The sequence below is a fragment of the Amycolatopsis ruanii genome (genome assembly GCF_003385175.1).
GTDB classification, from domain to species: Bacteria; Actinomycetota; Actinomycetes; order Mycobacteriales; family Pseudonocardiaceae; genus Amycolatopsis_E; species Amycolatopsis_E thermalba.
Genome location: NZ_PQHY01000004.1, coordinates 50,485 through 66,845, shown reverse-complemented (window position 1 = coordinate 66,845; position 16,361 = coordinate 50,485). Strand labels below are relative to the sequence as shown.

The window sequence follows — 16,361 nt, the reverse complement described above, 5'->3', positions numbered from 1 at the left end:
CAGTGTCCCACCCGTGGTGAGGGGCCGCGGCGTGGATACTCGTGCGATGAGCCCGGGCACGCTGCCTCGCCGGATCGGCCGCCGTGACGTGGCCGCGTTCGCGCGCGGCTGCGCGGTGCTCGGCTGCGGCGGCGGGGGCGGGGTGACGCTCGCCGAGCGGCTCGCGCGCGACGCGGTTGAGCGGTCCGGCCCGGTCCGCGTGGTGGATCTCGACGAGCTGCCACCCGATGCGCTCGTCATGCCGTGCGGCATGCTCGGCTCCCCGCTGGTGTTCGAGGAGCGCCTGCCCACCGGGGACGAACCGGCCGAGCTGGCCGCCGCCGTGCGGGACGTCCACGGACGGCCGGTCGACGCGCTGATGCCCTTCCAGCTCGCCGGCGCGAACGGGCTGATTCCCCTGGCCTGGGCCGCCGTGCTGGGACTGCCGCTGGCCGACGCCGACGGCACCGGGCGCCCGATGCCGAACATGGCCACCGTGATGGGCCTGGCCGGGGTGCCGCCGACGCCCGCGTTCGTGGTCGACGGCGCCGGCCAGAGCATCACGATCCGGGCCCGCACCCGGGAACGGTTCGTGACCACCGCGTTCGGTGTGCTCGCCGGGGTCGGCGGTCTCGGCGCGTTCGCGTTCGAGCTGATGGAGGCGGCGGTGGCCCGGCGGGCCGCGCTCCGCGGCACGGTGTCCCGGGCGCTCGCCATCGGCCGCGCCGCGCTCGGCAGGGCCGGGAGCGTCGAATCCGCGCTCGGCGGTGGTCGTGTCCTGGTCCGCGGCCACGTGCGGCACCTCCGGCACCACGGACCCGAGCAGCGCACCGGTGGTTCGCTGATGATCGACAGCGCGGACGGGGACCGGTCGCTGCGCGTCGAGTTCCAGGAGGAGTTCCTGCTGGCGCTCGACGGCGGCCGGGTCGTGGCCGCCACTCCGGACACCATCGTCCTGTTCGCCACGGAAACCCGCCGTCCGCTGCTGATCGACGAGCTGCGCGAGGACCTGCTGGTGACGGCGATCGCCGAGGTCCTGCCCGCGGCCTGGCGGACACCGGAGGGCCTCGCGCTCGCCGGGCCGGCCGCCTTCGGGTTCGATCTCGCCGGGGAGGCGCCGCGATGACGACCGGGCCGGTGCGGGTGGCCGTCGCCCTGGGCAACCAGCGGACCGAAGCCGCGGCGGTCACGCCGGACGGCCACCCGGTCGCGGCCGTCGAGACCGCCGCCACGGGATCGGCGGCGGCGGACGTGGACGCGGCGCTGGCCCGGTTGCTGGCCGCCGGGCCGGTCCGGCCCGGTGCGGTGGCGGCCGTCGTGGTCGCGGGGAACTGGGCGGCGACGGGATTGCACCGGCTCGGCGAGCTGAGCCCCGTCCTGGCCGTGCGGCTGGCGGCCTCGCCACGATCGGCCTTCCCGCCGCTGGCCGGCTGGCCGGAGGCGCTGCGGACCGCCGTCTCGGCCGGCGAGGTGATCGTCTCCGGCGGGCGCACCGTCGACGGCAGCGCGCCGGAACCGCTCGACCGGACGGGGTTGCGCGACGCCCTGGCACACGCGGGCGCCACGGCGGCGGCGGTATCGGTCACCGGCACGTTCTCCGGGGTTTCGGATGCGGACGAGCGGGCGGCCGAGCGGATCATCGAGACCGCGCTGCCCGGGCTTCCGGTGGTGCTGAGCCACCACTTCGGCGTCCTGGGACTGCTGGAACGCGAGAACACCGCGGTGCTGAACGCCGCGCTGACCGGGGTGGGGCGCCGCGTGACGGACGCGGTGGCCGCGGCCTCGCGCGAGCGGGGCGTGCACGCTCCCTGTTTCGTGGTGCGCACCGACGGGACACTCATGCTCGCCGAACACGCGGCCCGCTTCCCGCTGCTGACCCACGCCGGCTGCGACGCGGCCTGGCTGCGCGGCGGCGCCCTGCGGATCGGCGTGGCCGAGGCGTTCGTCTGCCGGGTCACGCGCGGCGGGGTGGCGGTCGGCGTGGTGCGCGCCGGCCGTCCGCGCCTGACCCCGGGACGACGCATGATCGCCGGGGTGCCGACGACCGTGGCGGTCCCGCAGGTGGTCACGGCCCGCGCCGCCACCGGGTCCCGGTTCCTGCGGGCGATCGAGCCGATGCGGGACCGCGGGGCGCCCGACCAGCTGGTGGTGGTCGGTCCGCCCGATGACCTCCCGGCCGGCCTGCCCGGCTTCGATGACGTGCTGCGCCCCCGGCAGGGTGAGTTCGCCGCGGCCCTCGGCGCGGCGCTGGCGCCCGGCGGCGCCACCGCCGAGGCCATCCTGCCCCGCGGCACCCCGGCCGGTGAGCGGCGCGCCACGCTCACCCGGCGGGCCGTCGAGCGAGCGGTGGGCCACGGCGCCGACCCGGACGCGATCTCGGTCGTCGAGGTGAGCGAGCTGCCGTTGCCCTACCTGCCGGACAGCCCGGTCCGGGTCCGGGCACGCGTCGAAGGACCGCCTCAGCTGCGCGTGCGGCCTTCCTGAAGCAGCCGGATCCGGCAGGCCAGCTGGAGCATCATCCACTGGTCCGGGTCGTCGAGGTCGACGTCCAGCATCGCGAGGATCCGCTGGATCCGGTACGACAGCGAGTTGCGGTGCAGGTGCAGCGCCTCGGCCGCGTGCAGCAGCGACCCGTGGTGGTCGAGGTAGGCGGCCAGGGTGCGCACCGCCGTCGCGCACCGCTCCGGATCCAGCCGGTCCAGCGGAGCGAGCAGGGTCCGGCTGATGTCCCGGCCGCTCGCCGACGCCGACCACTCGGCCAGGAACCGGTTGGTGCCCAGGGAATCGAACGCCACGACCGGATCCTCCCGGGCGGCCAGCGCCCCCCGCGCCTGCGCCACCGAGCGCCGCATCCCCTCCGGGCCGGGATGCGCGCTGCCCACGCCGGCCCGCGCCGGGATGCCCAGATCGGCCGCGCCCGCCACGATCTCCCTGGCGACGGCGGTGACCGCGGGGACCGCGCCGAGCCCGGGATCGGTGGGGTCGATCCGCACGAAGAGCTGCGCGGCCCCGCTGCGCGCCCGCTGCCACACGCCCCCGGCGTCGCGCGCGACTTCCAAGGCGACGCGCCGGACCTCGGTGGCCCGGTCGAACCGTGCGCTCTCCCGCAGGTCGTCCGCGCCGGGGTCACCGGTGTCCAGCAGCAGCGCCGTGTACCAGCCGTCGATGTCGATGCCGAGGGCACGCGCCCGGTCGAGCAACCGTTCGGCGCCGGCCCGTTCGGCGGACAGCAGTTCGGTCAGCAGCTCGGCACGGCGCTGCTCGGGCGCCTCCTCGGCGCGCCGGGTGCGCCGGACGACCTCGCCGACGGCCGCGGCGCACAGCGCGAGCACCAGCTCCTGCGCCATGTCGTCCGCGCGGTCGCCCGTCCGGGCGGCGCTCAGCGCTCCTTCCTCGCGGCCGTCGACCAGCACCGGGGCCGTCAGTTCGCCCGGTCCCGGCGGGCGGTACGCGACGGGTCCGGCGATCGTCCCCGCCGCGGCGAGGAGATCGTCCAGTGAGGCGCCCTCCGCGAGCAGGCCGCACAGCCGCGTCAGCCCGTGGTCGTCCCGCTCGAGCGCGGCCGCGGCGCCGGTGGTGAGCCTGCGGTCCACCGCCACCACCAGCTCGGCCGGCGAGGTCCGCGCATCGGCGTGCAGCACCACGACCGGGCCGGACACCGCGATCGCGGACGCCGAGGGCTCGATCACGGGCGGTTCCGCGGTCAGCAGGACCACCGCCGCCACCGCGTGCTCGGCCGCCACGCGGAGCGCCACGTCGAGCCGGTAACCGGTCAGATCCGCCGACGCGCGGGCGGTCAGGATCACCACCGTGCCCGCGCCGGCACCCGCGATCCCGGTGACGTCCTCGGCGATCGACACCCCGGTGACCGGCACCCCGGACACCTCGCCGCCGGGTGCCAGCCGGGTCACCAGCCCGGCCAGATGGGGGTCGCGCAGCACTTCGCCGACCGTCGTCATCCCTCCATGATGCTGTGCGTTGTGCACGAACGCGACCACAAAACCGTGCGATCGACCCGAAGACGGCCGGGTTCCGGCTTCACATACTGGGCGCACATCGGACGAAGGGAGTCCCAGTGCCTGCACCAAGCAAGACACCTGGAACCCGCGTGGCCGTCGACGTCGGCGGGACGTTCATCGATTTCGTCATGCTCGACGAGGCCAGTGGCGAGCTGGTGATCGAAAAGCAGCCGTCGACGTCGTCGAAGCTGGTGGAGGAGTTCCTCACCGGCCTCGGCAGGCTGCCGGTCGGCATCGGCGCGATCGAGCGGATCTTCCACGGCACCACGGTCGCGATCAACACCATCCTGCAGGAGCGCGGGGTGGCGGTCGGCCTCATCACCACCGGCGGCTTCCGCGACGTGCTCGCGCTGGCCCGCGGCGGGCGCCCGGAGATCTACAACCTGTGCTACGAACCCGTGCGTTCGCTGGTGCCCCGCGACATGCGGGCGGAGGTCCGGGAGCGGATCGCCGGGGACGGCACGATCATCGAGCCGCTCGACGAAGCCGGGGTGCTCGCGGCCGCCGGCCTGCTCGTGGGACGCGGCGCCGAGGCGATCGCGATCTGCTTCCTGCACTCCTACGCCAACCAGGAGCACGAGCGGCGGGCGGCCGAGCTGGTGCGGGAGGCGCACCCCGGCGTCGCGGTGACCGCCTCCAGCGAGCTGATCACCGAGTGGCGCGAGTACGAGCGGACGTCCACGACCGTGCTCAACACCTACGTCCAGCCCGGGTTCGAGCGCTACATCGGCGACCTGGTCCGGAACCTGCGGTCGCACGGCTACGACCGGCCGGTCGCGCTCATGCAGTCCAACGGCGGCGTGATCGCCGAGCACCTCGCCGCGCGCAAGCCGATCCGGACGCTGGAGTCCGGGCCCGCCGGCGGGGTGATCGGCGCGGCGGCGCTGGCCGCGCGGCTGGGCCACCGGGACGTCATCTGCGCGGACGTCGGCGGCACCAGCTACGACGTCGCCCTCATCGAAGGCGGGCAGATCCTCGAGCGGTCCGAGACGGCGGTGGCCGGGCGCCCGATCCTCGGCCCGACCATCGACATCGTGTCCATCGGCGCCGGGGGCGGGTCGATCGCCTGGATCGACCACCGCGGCGTGCTGCAGGTGGGACCGCGCAGCGCCGGGGCCCATCCGGGGCCGGCCGCCTTCGGGCTCGGCGGCACCGAACCGACCGTCACCGACGCCCACCTGCTGCTCGGCCGGATCGATCCGGAGCGCTTCCTCGGTTCCCGGATGCGGCTCTCGGTGGATGCCGCGGCCGCGGCGATGAGGTCGAAGATCGCCGGGCCCCTCGGCCTGTCGGTGGAAGAGGCCGCCGCGGGCACGCTGGCCATCGCGGAGACGAGCATGACCTACGCCATCCGCGCGATCACCGTGGAACGCGGTCTCGACCCGCGCGACTTCGTCATGTACTCCTACGGTGGCGGTGGTGGCCTGTTCGCGGCGGCGGTGGCCGGCCACTGCGAGGTCGGCAAGGTCGTCATCCCCCGGGCGCCGGCGAACTTCTCGGCGTGGGGCATCCTCAGCTCCGACTACCGGGAAGACGCGGTGCTGACGCGGGTGCTGCCGTGGGAGGAGACCCGCCGCGCCGAGGTCGTCAAGATCCTCACCTCGCTCGCCGATCAGGCCGCCGACCAGGTGGCGCAGTACGGGTTCACCGGCGACTCCCTGATCACCACGTTCCAGCTCGACATGCGCTACGCGGGCCAGGACGCCACCATCCCGGTGCCGGTGGAGCGGGAGTGGCTGGACTCCGGCGACGCGCTGCTGCCCCGGGTGCGCGAGAGCTTCGTCGGCGCCCACCGCCGGCTGTACGGCCACGGCGCGGCGGACGCGGATCTGGAACTCGTGCACTGCCGGGCCCGGGTCGTGGGGCCGGTGACCAAACCGGACTGGCCGGTGTGGACCCCACGGGAACCGGCGCAACCACGCGAGATCCGTCCCGTGTACTTCGGGCAGGGCTTCACCGACACCGCGATCTACGAGCGCGACGCCCTCGCCACCGGCCAGCGCGTGCCGGGACCGGCCATCGTCGAGGAATGGACCACGACCACCGTCGTGCCGCCCGGCTGGACGCTCGAAATCGACGACCTCGGAACCATGATCATCACGCGAACGGAGGACCAGCCGTGACCGGGCCGGACCGCATCGACGTCGTCACCGCCGAGATCATCCGCAACGGAATGACCTCCGCGGCGCTGGAAATGGCCAGAACCCTGCGGCTGACCGCGTACAACCCGTTGCTGTTCGAATCGCAGGACTTCGGGCTCGGCATCGTCTCGCCGGAGGGCGAGATGTGGGGCGAGGCGCCCGGTGTCGCGGCCTTCATCGGCTGCCTCGGGGACACCATCCGCACCGGTGTCGCCGGCCTCGGCCTCGACGCGTTCGGCGAGGGTGACGTGTTCATCGTCAACGATCCCTACCTCAGCGGGACGCACATCTCCGACACGACCATCTACCGCCCGGTCTTCCACGCGGGCCGGCTCGTCGCGTTCTCCTCGGCCACCGCGCACTGGGCCGACATCGGCGGCAAGGAGCCGGGCGGCTGGTGCCGCGACTCGACGAGCATCTACCAGGAGGGCATCTGCTTCACCCACCTCAAGCTGGTGTCGGGCGGCGAACGGAACGCCGAGCTGTTCAAGCTGATCGCCGCGAACGTCCGGTTCCCCGGCCTGGTGATGGGTGACCTGGAAGCCAAACTGGCCGCCACCCGCCAGGGCGCGCTGCGCGTGCAGGCCCTGTGCGAGAAGTACGGCGCCGACGTGGTCGCCGCGTCGATGGCGTTCGTCATCGAGCGCACCGACGCCGCCGTCCGCCGGAAGATCGCGGAGATCCCGGACGGTGAGTACGGGGCGGCCATGTGCCTGGACTCCGACGGTGTGGTGGAGAACGACCCGGTCCGGCTCGCGGTGAACCTCCGCGTGGACGGCGATCGCATGACCGCGTCGTTCGAGGGCACCAGCCCGGCCCGGACCGGCCCGGTCAACCTCAACCCGATCGTCGCCGGGAGCGCGGTGCGGATCGCGCTCAAGGCACTGACCATGCCGACCGACCCGACGAACGCGGGCCACTTCCGGGCGCTGGACTTCGACCTCACCCCGGGCACGGCGCTGACCGCGGAGCGCCCGGCGCCGTGCGATTCCTACGGGTACTCGGTGGTCACCGTCGTCGAGCTGTGCGTGCGGGCGCTGGCCGAGGCGGTGCCGGACTGGTGCCCGGCGGGCGGTTCGCAGCTGACCGGCATCGTGCTGTCCCGCTCGGACCCGCGCGACGGCATGCCGTTCATCTTCAGCGACCCGGTCGACTGCGGCACCGGCGGACGGCCCGGCGGGGACGGCGCGGTGCTGAACGTGATGGGCAACGGTGACGTGCCGACGACCCCGGTGGAGATCATCGAGACGCGGTACCCGGTGCGGATCGAGCGGTTCGAGTACGCCCCGTACGTCGCGGGGGCCGGGCGGCACCGCGGTGGCGCGGGGGTTCGCCGCGACTACCGGATCCTGGACAACGGGCTGAACCTCAACGTGATGGTGGAGAACACCGTGGACGTGATGGGCCGGGGCGCGCACGGTGGCCGCCCGGGCAAGCCGGCGCGGGTGGTCGTGCGTCCCGGCACCGACCGGGAGGTCGTCGTGACCAGGCACAACAGCGCGCACCGGTTGTGGCCGGGCGACTCGTTCACCGCGGTCACCTCGGGTGGCGGCGGGCTGGGCGACCCGTTCGACCGGGATCCGGCGGCGGTGCTGCGCGCCGGCGGCGAGGAGCTGCTCAGCGCCGAGGACGCGGAATTCCTCTACGGGGTCCGGGTCCGTCAGGAATCCGGCGCGTGGCGCGTCGACGAGAAGAGCACGGAGGCGCTGCGCGCCGGTGGTGCTCGATGACCCGGTTCGCCGACGCGCACAACGACCTGCTCTACGAGGTCGCCCATCGCGCGCACCTGCCGAACCCGTTCGGCCGGTACTGGCTGGGCCAGTTGCGGCGGGGACAGGTCGCGCTGACGGTGTGCCCGGTCAGCGCGGGGCTGGAGCAGCTGCCCGAAGGCGGCCGGCGGGCGGCGCTCACCCAGTGCGGCGCCTTCCACCGGGCGCTGCGGGAGAACCCGGAGGATCTGGTCTGGGCCCGGGGCGCCGGGGACCTCGCCGAGGCCGAACGCAGCGGCCGGGTCGCCCTGGTGCTGAGCATGGAAGGAACCGAGCCCTTCGGGTACACGCCCGCCCTGCTCGAGCCGTTCGTCGCGCTCGGCGTGCGGATGGTCGGGCTGACCTGGAACCGCCGCAACCCGTTCGCCGACGGCCTGGGCGAGCACGACAGCGACGGCGGGCTCAGCGCGCTCGGCCGCACCCTGGTCGACGCGCTCGTGGACCGGCACGTCGCCATCGACCTCGCCCACGCCAGCCCCCGCACGCTCGACCAGGTCCTGGACCGGGCGGCCCACGGGCACGTGCTCGTCAGCCACGCCGCGTGCCGCGCGGTGTACGACAGCCCGCGCAACCTCAGCGACGAGCAGCTCACCGCCGTGGCCGGCGCGGGCGGGCTCATCGGGGTGATGCCGCACCCGGTGACGCTCGGCGTCGAAGGCGGTGCGGCGACGCTCGACAAGGCGGTCGACCACCTCGACCACGCCCGCGAGGTCGTCGGGGTGAAGCACCTGGCGATCGGGTCCGACTTCTCCCGCCAGATCGTCCGGTCCGGGGCGCTGCACATCCCGCCGGACGTGATCATGCCGGACGGGATGACGTTCGACGCGGCGGTGGACGGGTTCGAAGGACCCGCGGACTTCCCCCACCTCGCCGAGCGGATGCGGGCGCGCGGCTGGTCACCCGCCGAGTGCGACGCCGTCCTGCACGACAACCTGCGCGCCTTCCTCGACGGCGTGCTCGACCACCACGAACCCAGCACGGGAGCCGCACATGCGCACCAACGTTGACCCCGGCACCGCGAAGGGCGCCTACACCCCGCTCATCGTCGCCGGTGACCTCCTGTACGTGTCCGGCCAGGGCGGATTCGACGCGGACTTCGCGATCGTCCCCGGTGGCATCGAGAGCGAAACCCTGACCGCGCTGGGAAATCTGGAGCGCATCCTCGCCGAGGCCGGCGCCACGGTGGACGACCTCGTCGCCGTGACCTGCTATCTCGCCGACATCGACGACTGGGCCGCCATGGACGCCGCCTACCGGCGGTTCTTCGGTGACCGCCAGCTGCCCACCCGGACGACGGTCGGCGTCGCCGCGCTGCCGTTCGGCCTCCGCGTGGAGATCACCGCGGTGGCCTACCGCCCGGGAGCCGGCCGGCCCTGATCCCGCAACTCGTGACCGGCGGTGCCGCCGAGCGGCACCGCCGGTCACGGCTGCGCCGGCGCGGCCCCCGGCCTGGCGAGGGTCTCGTGCATGAACCCGGTCAGCCACTGCTGCGCCGGGGTGCGGGCGTGGCTGTGCCGCGCGTACACCGAGACCTGCGCGGGCTCGATGTCGAACGGCAGCTCCAGCAGCCGCACGCGGTGACCGCTCGCGAAGGCGTCCGCCACCAGCCTCGGCACCATCGCGACCAGCTCGCTGTCCTGCACCAGGTAGGGCAGCGTGGAAAACCGCGTCACCTCCAGTACCACCCGGACCAGCAGGCCGCGCGCCTCGAGGGCCCGGCGCGGGCCGTGGTGCCCGGTCGGGCCGAACACCGTGATGTGCCGCTCCGCGGTCAGCTCCGCCACGGACATGGCAGCGCCGCGCAGCCGGGGGTGGTCCCGCGCGACCATGCCCACGTAGCCCTCGGAGAACAGCGGGATCCGCGTCACCCGCTGCGAGCTGATCAGCGGTGAGGCCACGAACGCGTCGATCTCGCCGCGGCCGAGCTGGTCCACCGCGCTGTCCACGTCCAGCGGCCGCACCGTCAGCGTCACCCCGGGCGCCCGCGCCGCCAGCGCCGCCATCAGCCGGGGGAGCAGTGTCACCTCACCCAGGTCCGACAGGGCCAGCGTGAACCGCGCGCACGCGGTCGCCGGGTCGAAGGAGTGCGCGCCGCTCAGCGTGGACTCGATCTCGGCCAGCGCGTGGTGCAGCGGCGGGTACAGGGCCTGCGCGGTCGTGGTCGGCACCAGCCCGCCGCCGGTGCGGCGGAACAGCTCGTCGGAGAACCGCCGGCGCAGCTTCTGCAGGCTGTAGCTCACGGTCGGCTGCGTGACGTGCATCGACTCCGCGGTCGCCGTGACGCTACGCGTCTCGTAGAGCAGCACGAACGCGCGCACGAGGTTGAGGTCGAAGTCCCGCATCATCGATCCTGTCTATGAGGGCGGTCGGCAACATTGATTGGAGCACGACCGGATGATCTGCCACCCTCGGGACACCCCGTTGCCGAGGAGGACACCGAGCATGCCGACCGTCCGGAAGATCGCCCACGAGTTCCTCGAACGCCGTGGCCTCACCACGATCTTCGGCAACCCCGGCTCGAACGAGCTGCCGTTCCTGGCCGATCTGCCCGCGAGCTTCACCTACGTGCTGGGCCTGCACGAGGGCGTGGTGGTCGGCATGGCCGACGGCTACGCCCAGGCCACCGGCCGCCCGGCGCTGGTCAACCTGCACGCCGCCGCCGGGTCGGGCAACGCGATGGGCGCGCTGACCAACGCCGTCTACTCCCGTTCGCCGCTGGTGCTGACCGCGGGTCAGCAGGTCCGCTCGGCGATCGGCCTGGAGGCGATGCTCGCCAACGTCGACGCCACCTCCCTGATGCGGCCACTGGCCGGCTGGTCCGGCGAACCCAGCTGCCCCGGCGACGTGCCGCGGTCGCTCGCGCAGGCGGTGTTCGAGGCCGAACTGCGGCGCCGCCCGACCTACCTGTCCGTGCCCTACGACGACTGGTCCGCCGAGATCGACGACAACCCGGTTCTCGACCGCGCGGTCCGCCGCGGCCTGTCCCCGGACGCGGCGCAGCTGGACGACCTCGCGCGACGGCTCGCCGCCGCGCGGAATCCCGTGCTGGTGCTCGGCGGCGACATCGACGCCCTCGGCCTCTTCGACCGCGCGGTGGCCTTCGCCGAGCACTTCGCCCTGCCGGTGTGGGTGGCGCCGTCGCCGCACCGGTTGCCGTTCCCCAACCGGCACCCGCTGTTCCGCGGCGTCCTGCCGGCCGGGATCGGCTCGGTGTCGTCGCGGCTCGACGGGCACGACCTGATCCTGGTGCTGGGCGCGCCGGTGTTCCGGTACCACCAGCACGTGCCCGGCCCGTTCCTGCCCGACGGCGCGGCGCTGGTCCAGGTCACCGACGACCCGGGCGAGGCGGCCCGCGCGCCGATGGGGGAGTCGCTGGTCGCCGCCGCCGGGCCGGTCCTGGACGGCCTGCTCGCCCGGCTGCCCGCGCGCGAGGCGGGGGAGACCGCGTTCGCGCCCACCCCGGAGCCGGCCACCGGCGAGCGGGCCCTGCACCCGGAACAGGTGTTCGCCGCGCTGCGCGAGACCCAGCCCGCCGACACCGCCTACGTCGTGGAGTCCACGTCGACCAATTCCGCCTGGTGGCGGCAGATGGACCTGCGCCGCCCCGGCTCGTACTTCTGGCCCGCCGCGGGCGGTCTCGGATTCGGGATGCCCGCCGCGGTCGGGGTCGCGATGGGCCTGCCCGGCCGCCCGGTGGTCGGCGTGATCGGCGACGGCTCCGCGAACTACGGCATCACCGCGCTGTGGACCGCGGCCCACTACCGGGTGCCGGTGACGTTCGTGATCCTGCGCAACGGCACCTACGGCGCGCTGCGCTGGTTCGCGGACCTGCTGGGCACCACGGACGTGCCGGGCACCGAGATCCCGGGCCTGGATTTCACCGCGATCGCCGCCGGCTACGGTGTGCCGGCCACCACGGTGTCCGATGTGGACGATCTGCGGGCCCAGCTGAAGACCGCTCCGGCCGGGCCGCGCCTGATCCAGGTCGACACCGAACCGACCACTCCCTGATTCCCCCACCCCACAAGGAGAACGGCAATGACGACGTCTCCCGCCCGCTCGGTCTGGACGGCGGTGCTGTGCTGGCTGACCGTCCTGCTCGAGGGCTACGACCTGGTCGCGCTCGGCGCCACCATCCCGACGCTGCTCAAGACCGGGCACCTCGGGTTCACCGCCGCCGGCGCGACCGCCGTGGCGACCGTGTCGCTGATCGGCGTCGCGGTGGGCGCCGCCGCGCTCGGCCCGCTGACCGACCGGTTCGGCCGCCGCATCATGCTCATCGGCTCGGTGCTGCTGTTCTCGGTGTTCACCCTGGTGCTGCCGCTGGCCCCGAACGTCGCCACCTTCGGCGTGTTCCGGTTCGTCGCCGGGCTCGGGCTGGGCGCGTGCATGCCGGTCGCGCTGACCGTGATGTCGGAGAACCTGCCCGCGCGGCGCCGGGCCAGCGCGTCCACGTTCACCATGACCGGCTACCACGTCGGCGCGGTGCTCACCTCGGTGCTCGCGCTGGCCGCGGTGGAGAACTGGCACGTGCTGTTCTACGGCGGCGGCATCGCCGGGGTGCTCGTGGTGCCGATCATGGTGTGGAAGCTGCCCGAGTCGGCCGCCTACCTGGAGGCCAAGCAGGACGCCGCGAAGTTCGGCTTCCGCGACCTGATCGGCCCGAAGTTCCGCCGCATCAGCATCGCCGTCTGGACCGGTTCGTTCATGGGCCTGCTGCTGGTGTACGGGCTGAACACGTGGCTGCCGCAGCTGATGCGCACCGCCGGCTACCCGCTGTCCACGTCGATCACGCTGCTGCTGGTGCTCAACATCGGCGCGGTGATCGGGCTCGTCCTCGCCGGCACCATCGCCGACCGGTTCGGGATCCGCCCGATCGCGCGGATCTGGTTCGGCGCCGGCGCGGTGCTGCTGGCGCTGCTGAGCCTGAAGATCGGCAACGCCTTCGTGCTCAACGGGCTGGTGCTGCTGACCGGTGTGTTCGTGTTCTCGGCGCAGGTGCTGATCTACGGCTACGTCGCGCACGCCTTCCCGGCCCAGGCGCGCGGCACGGCGCTGGGCATGACCTCGGCGATCGGCCGGCTCGGCTCGATCCTGGGCCCGTTCGTCACCGGCGCGCTGGTGACCGCCGGGGTGGCCTACCCGTGGGGCTTCTACTTCTTCGCGGTCGTCGCCGCGCTCGGCCTGGGCGCGATCCTGCTGCTGGGCTCGGGCAAGCGCGAGGCGCCGTCGGCGGCTCCGGCGTCACCGGCGCAGGAAGGGCTCCAGCACTGACAGCAGCTCGGCCGGCCGGTCCAGCGGGATGATGTGCCCGCAGTCTTCGATGAGGTGGCTGGTCAGGTCGTCGGTGACCGGCCGGAGCTGGCGGGCGAGCGCGTCGCCGACCGGGTGCGCGCCGATGGCCAGGGTGGGCACGGTCAGGCGCCGGGCGCGCACGGCCGCCTCGATCTGCCGGGCGCTGCGCGGCAGCTCGCGGTAGTAGGAGAACGCGCGGCGCAGGGCTTCGGTCCCGGTGTAGGCGGCGACGACGGCGTCCCGGACCGCGGCCGGGACGCCGCGCCCGCGCGTGCCGGCGGCGAGGAACCAGCCGAGGTAGGCGGCTTCGTGACCGGTGAGGACCTCCTCGGCCAGGCCGGGCATCGCGTGGAAGCCGAACCACCACGGCGGCCCGGCGGCGAGGAAGTCCCCGCTGCCGGGCAGGGTGCCCAGCAGCGATTCCATGACGGCCAGGCGGCCGGCTCGGCCGGGGTGCCGCAGGGCGAGCAGTGCGGCGGGTGTTGTGCCCGCGTCGATGCCGACCACCGCGGCGGTGTCCTCGCCGAGCGCGTCCAGGACGCCCAGCGCGTCGGCGGCGAGCGTGCCGGCGTCGTAGCCGCCGGCGGCGTCGCTGCCGGTCCAGCGCATGTCCGGCGCGATGACGCGGTGGTGCCTGGCGAGCGCGGGCACGATCCCGTGCCACACGTGCCTGGTGTGCGGGAAGCCGTGCAGCAGCAGGACGGCCGGGCCCTCTCCGGCGGTGGTGACGGTGGTCTCGATGCCGTTGGTCCGGACGCGGTGCAGGTCCACGGGCTCCTCCTGGGGTTACCATTGGTGACCACGTCAACGTAGGTAACCGGCGGTGAGCCGGGAAGACCGCACTTTCGGCACAGGTGGTGAGTTCGAGGTGACCACGTCTCCCCGGGGTGATCTGTTCGATCCGGACTGCCCGACCCGCGCGCTGCTGGACCGGATCGGCACGAAGTGGACGTCGATGGCGGTGAAGGTCCTCGCCGAGGCGGCCCCGGGCGAGGTGCGGTTCGCCGAACTCCGGCGGCGGATGCCCGGCGTTTCGCAGAAGATGCTGTCCACGACGCTGCGCAGCCTGGTGCGGGACGCCCTCGCCGAACGGCGGGTCGAGCCGACCGTGCCGCCGAGCGTGCACTACCGGCTCACCGCGCTGGGGTTGTCGCTGGAGGAGGCGCTCGCGGTGGTGCGGAACTGGGCGGAGACGCACATGGCCGAAATCGACCGCGCCGCGACGGACCGCTCTTGAACGCCGTTCTTGAGCCGTTCGTGTCCGGACTGTGGCGAACCTGCCATTCCGCAGGTGGACACGCCAACCGGCACCCGGAAACGGGCCCGTGAGGTTGCTCATTTCCGACCCATCGGCAACGGTAGGTCGACCAATGATTTAGGTTTGACCCGTTCGGGTTACCGCACCGGAAGGGAGGCCGCGCCCCTCGCGAAGGCGCGTGAGTATGTCTGCTGACTCTGAAGCCGAGGCCCGCGCAAGGGTTCCCGAGGAGACCGGTATCGCCGGGCACCTCCCGGACGAGCACGTGCCTCCGGTCGGCGCGGCGGGTGAGCCGCCGCGGACCGATCGCACGGTGTTCGGGGTGGCCGCCGCGCTGGCGCTGGCGATCATCGCCTGGGGGGTCGCCTCGCCGGGCAGCCTGGCCGACGTCGCCGGCACCGTGCTCAACGACGCGGTGATCCCGTACGGCGGGTGGGCGTTCGTGCTGGCCGCGAGCGGGTTCGTGGTCTTCGTCGTCGCGCTGGCGGTGAGCCGCTACGGGCGCATCCGGCTGGGCCGCGACGACGAGAAGCCCGAGTTCCGCACCGCCTCGTGGATCGCGATGATGTTCAGCGCCGGCATGGGCATCGGCCTGATGTTCTTCGGCGTGTACGAGCCGGTGTCGCACCTGGCCAGCCCGCCGCCGGGCACCGCGGCTCCCAGTTCGGACGAGGCCGTGCACACCGCGATGGCCACCACCCTGTTCCACTGGACCGTCCACCCGTGGGCGATCTACGCGGTCGTCGGGCTCGCCATCGCCTACAGCACGTTCCGGCGCGGCCGCAGCCAGCTGATCAGCTCGGTGTTCGCGCCGCTGCTGGGCAGGCGCCGCACCGAGGGGCCGCTGGGCAAGGCGATCGACGTGATGGCGATCTTCGCGACCCTGTTCGGGTCGGCCGCCTCGCTCGGCCTGGGCGCGCTGCAGGTCGGCGGCGGCATGGCGTCGGTCGGCTGGATCGACAACCCGGGCACCGGCCTGCTGGTCGGGATCATCGCGATCCTCACCGTGGCGTTCATCGCCTCCGCGGTGTCCGGCATCGCCAAGGGCATCCAGTGGCTGTCCAACATCAACATGGTGCTGGCCGCGCTGCTCGCGGTGTTCGTGCTCGTGGTCGGCCCGACCGTGCTGATCCTCAACCTGGTGCCCAGCGCGATCGGCGACTACTTCCGCGAGCTGGCCGAGATGTCCGGCCGCTCCGGCGTGACCGGCGGCGCGGAGATGCAGACCTGGCTGTCCGGCTGGACGGTCTTCTACTGGGCGTGGTGGATCTCCTGGACCCCGTTCGTCGGCATGTTCATCGCCCGCATCTCGCGCGGCCGCACGATCCGGCAGTTCGTCATCGGCGTCATCGCGGTGCCGAGCGTGGTGAGCCTCGTGTGGTTCGCGATCTTCGGCGGCGCGGCGATCGAGAAACAACGGTCCGGTGTGGACATCGCGGGCGCGGGCAGTTCCGAGTCCGCCACGTTCACGCTGCTGGAGCACCTGCCGTGGTTCGTGCCGATGGCGATCCTGGTGATGATCCTGGTGTCGATCTTCTTCGTGTCCGGCGCCGACGCCGCGTCCGTGGTGATGGGCACGCTGTCGCAGAAGGGCTCGGTCAACCCGCACCGCAACGCGGTGATCTTCTGGGGTGTGCTGACCGGTGCGGTTGCGGCGGTGATGCTGCTCGTCGGCGGCGAGGACGCGCTGACCGGCCTGCAGAACCTCACCATCCTGGTGGCGGTGCCGTTCGTCGTCGTGATGATCGGGTTGTGCGTGGCGCTGTACCGGGATCTGCGCACCGATCCGCTGGTGATCCGGGAGCGCGAGATGCTGCGCTCGCTGGCCGAGATCCACGACGAGCGCACCGGCGACGAGCGCAGGCGCCGCCGCCTGCGCTCCCGCCGCACGTGATCCGGC

The 16,361-nt window shown here is 73.4% G+C and carries 13 protein-coding genes; 10 read left to right on the top strand and 3 right to left on the bottom strand.

Annotation, left to right across the window (positions count from 1 at the left end; all coding sequences use genetic code 11):
* The first annotated feature begins 46 nt into the window (after positions 1 to 46).
* Together D0D28_RS03225 and D0D28_RS03220 are read left to right on the top strand one after the other, a co-directional pair.
* Positions 47 to 1,105 (top strand): DUF917 domain-containing protein, encoded by a 1,059-nt coding sequence (locus D0D28_RS03225; RefSeq protein WP_116109663.1) that lies wholly within the window; start codon positions 47 to 49, stop codon positions 1,103 to 1,105.
* Positions 1,102 to 2,463 carry a hydantoinase/oxoprolinase family protein gene (locus D0D28_RS03220; RefSeq protein WP_116109662.1) on the top strand — a complete coding sequence of 454 codons (1,362 nt, stop codon included), beginning with the start codon at positions 1,102 to 1,104 and terminating at the stop codon, positions 2,461 to 2,463. The genes D0D28_RS03225 and D0D28_RS03220 overlap by 4 nt, the downstream gene beginning before the upstream one ends.
* Here the strand turns inward: D0D28_RS03220 and D0D28_RS03215 are convergent.
* Positions 2,439 to 3,938: a PucR family transcriptional regulator gene (locus tag D0D28_RS03215; protein WP_116109661.1), complete on the bottom strand. Its 1,500-nt coding sequence runs from the start codon at positions 3,936 to 3,938 to the stop codon at positions 2,439 to 2,441. The genes D0D28_RS03220 and D0D28_RS03215 overlap by 25 nt on opposite strands.
* Positions 3,939 to 4,087: 149 nt before the next feature.
* Here D0D28_RS03215 and D0D28_RS03210 point away from each other — a divergent pair, with 149 nt between their 5' ends.
* From D0D28_RS03210 to D0D28_RS03195, 4 genes are read left to right on the top strand one after another with little or no spacing between them, the layout of a single operon-like run.
* Positions 4,088 to 6,121 (top strand): hydantoinase/oxoprolinase family protein, encoded by a 2,034-nt coding sequence (locus D0D28_RS03210; RefSeq protein ID WP_116109660.1) that lies wholly within the window; start codon positions 4,088 to 4,090, stop codon positions 6,119 to 6,121.
* A complete protein-coding gene (locus tag D0D28_RS03205; RefSeq protein ID WP_162830965.1) occupies positions 6,118 to 7,869 on the top strand; it encodes a hydantoinase B/oxoprolinase family protein in 1,752 nt (583 codons plus the stop codon). Before D0D28_RS03210 ends, D0D28_RS03205 begins: the two co-directional genes overlap by 4 nt.
* A complete protein-coding gene (locus D0D28_RS03200) occupies positions 7,866 to 8,915 on the top strand; it encodes a dipeptidase (RefSeq protein WP_116109658.1) in 1,050 nt (349 codons plus the stop codon). The genes D0D28_RS03205 and D0D28_RS03200 overlap by 4 nt, the downstream gene beginning before the upstream one ends.
* Complete coding sequence (locus tag D0D28_RS03195; protein WP_094002759.1) at positions 8,899 to 9,285, top strand: RidA family protein; 387 nt, start codon at positions 8,899 to 8,901, stop codon at positions 9,283 to 9,285. The genes D0D28_RS03200 and D0D28_RS03195 overlap by 17 nt, the downstream gene beginning before the upstream one ends.
* A gap of 44 nt (positions 9,286 to 9,329) precedes the next feature.
* Here D0D28_RS03195 and D0D28_RS03190 read toward each other — a convergent pair whose 3' ends face one another.
* Entirely contained in the window at positions 9,330 to 10,253 is a 924-nt protein-coding gene (locus tag D0D28_RS03190; RefSeq protein ID WP_240323073.1) for a LysR family transcriptional regulator, read from the bottom strand.
* A gap of 97 nt (positions 10,254 to 10,350) precedes the next feature.
* Here D0D28_RS03190 and mdlC point away from each other — a divergent pair, with 97 nt between their 5' ends.
* Together mdlC and D0D28_RS03180 are read left to right on the top strand one after the other, a co-directional pair.
* Positions 10,351 to 11,919 carry a benzoylformate decarboxylase gene (mdlC, locus tag D0D28_RS03185; RefSeq protein ID WP_116109656.1) on the top strand — a complete coding sequence of 523 codons (1,569 nt, stop codon included), beginning with the start codon at positions 10,351 to 10,353 and terminating at the stop codon, positions 11,917 to 11,919.
* A gap of 27 nt (positions 11,920 to 11,946) precedes the next feature.
* The gene (locus D0D28_RS03180) at positions 11,947 to 13,182 is read left to right on the top strand and encodes an MFS transporter (RefSeq protein ID WP_116109655.1); all 1,236 of its coding nucleotides are present in this window, start codon (positions 11,947 to 11,949) and stop codon (positions 13,180 to 13,182) included.
* Here the strand turns inward: D0D28_RS03180 and D0D28_RS03175 are convergent.
* A complete protein-coding gene (locus D0D28_RS03175) occupies positions 13,153 to 13,974 on the bottom strand; it encodes an alpha/beta fold hydrolase (protein WP_116109654.1) in 822 nt (273 codons plus the stop codon). The genes D0D28_RS03180 and D0D28_RS03175 overlap by 30 nt on opposite strands.
* Before the next feature lie 97 nt (positions 13,975 to 14,071).
* On the opposite strand from D0D28_RS03175, the gene D0D28_RS03170 reads away from it, so the two are divergent.
* Entirely contained in the window at positions 14,072 to 14,440 is a 369-nt protein-coding gene (locus D0D28_RS03170; protein WP_116109738.1) for a winged helix-turn-helix transcriptional regulator, read from the top strand.
* Between the two features lie 205 nt (positions 14,441 to 14,645).
* Positions 14,646 to 16,355, top strand: coding sequence for a BCCT family transporter (locus D0D28_RS03165; RefSeq protein WP_240323072.1), 1,710 nt, complete (start codon positions 14,646 to 14,648; stop codon positions 16,353 to 16,355).
* Positions 16,356 to 16,361 lie beyond the last annotated feature (6 nt).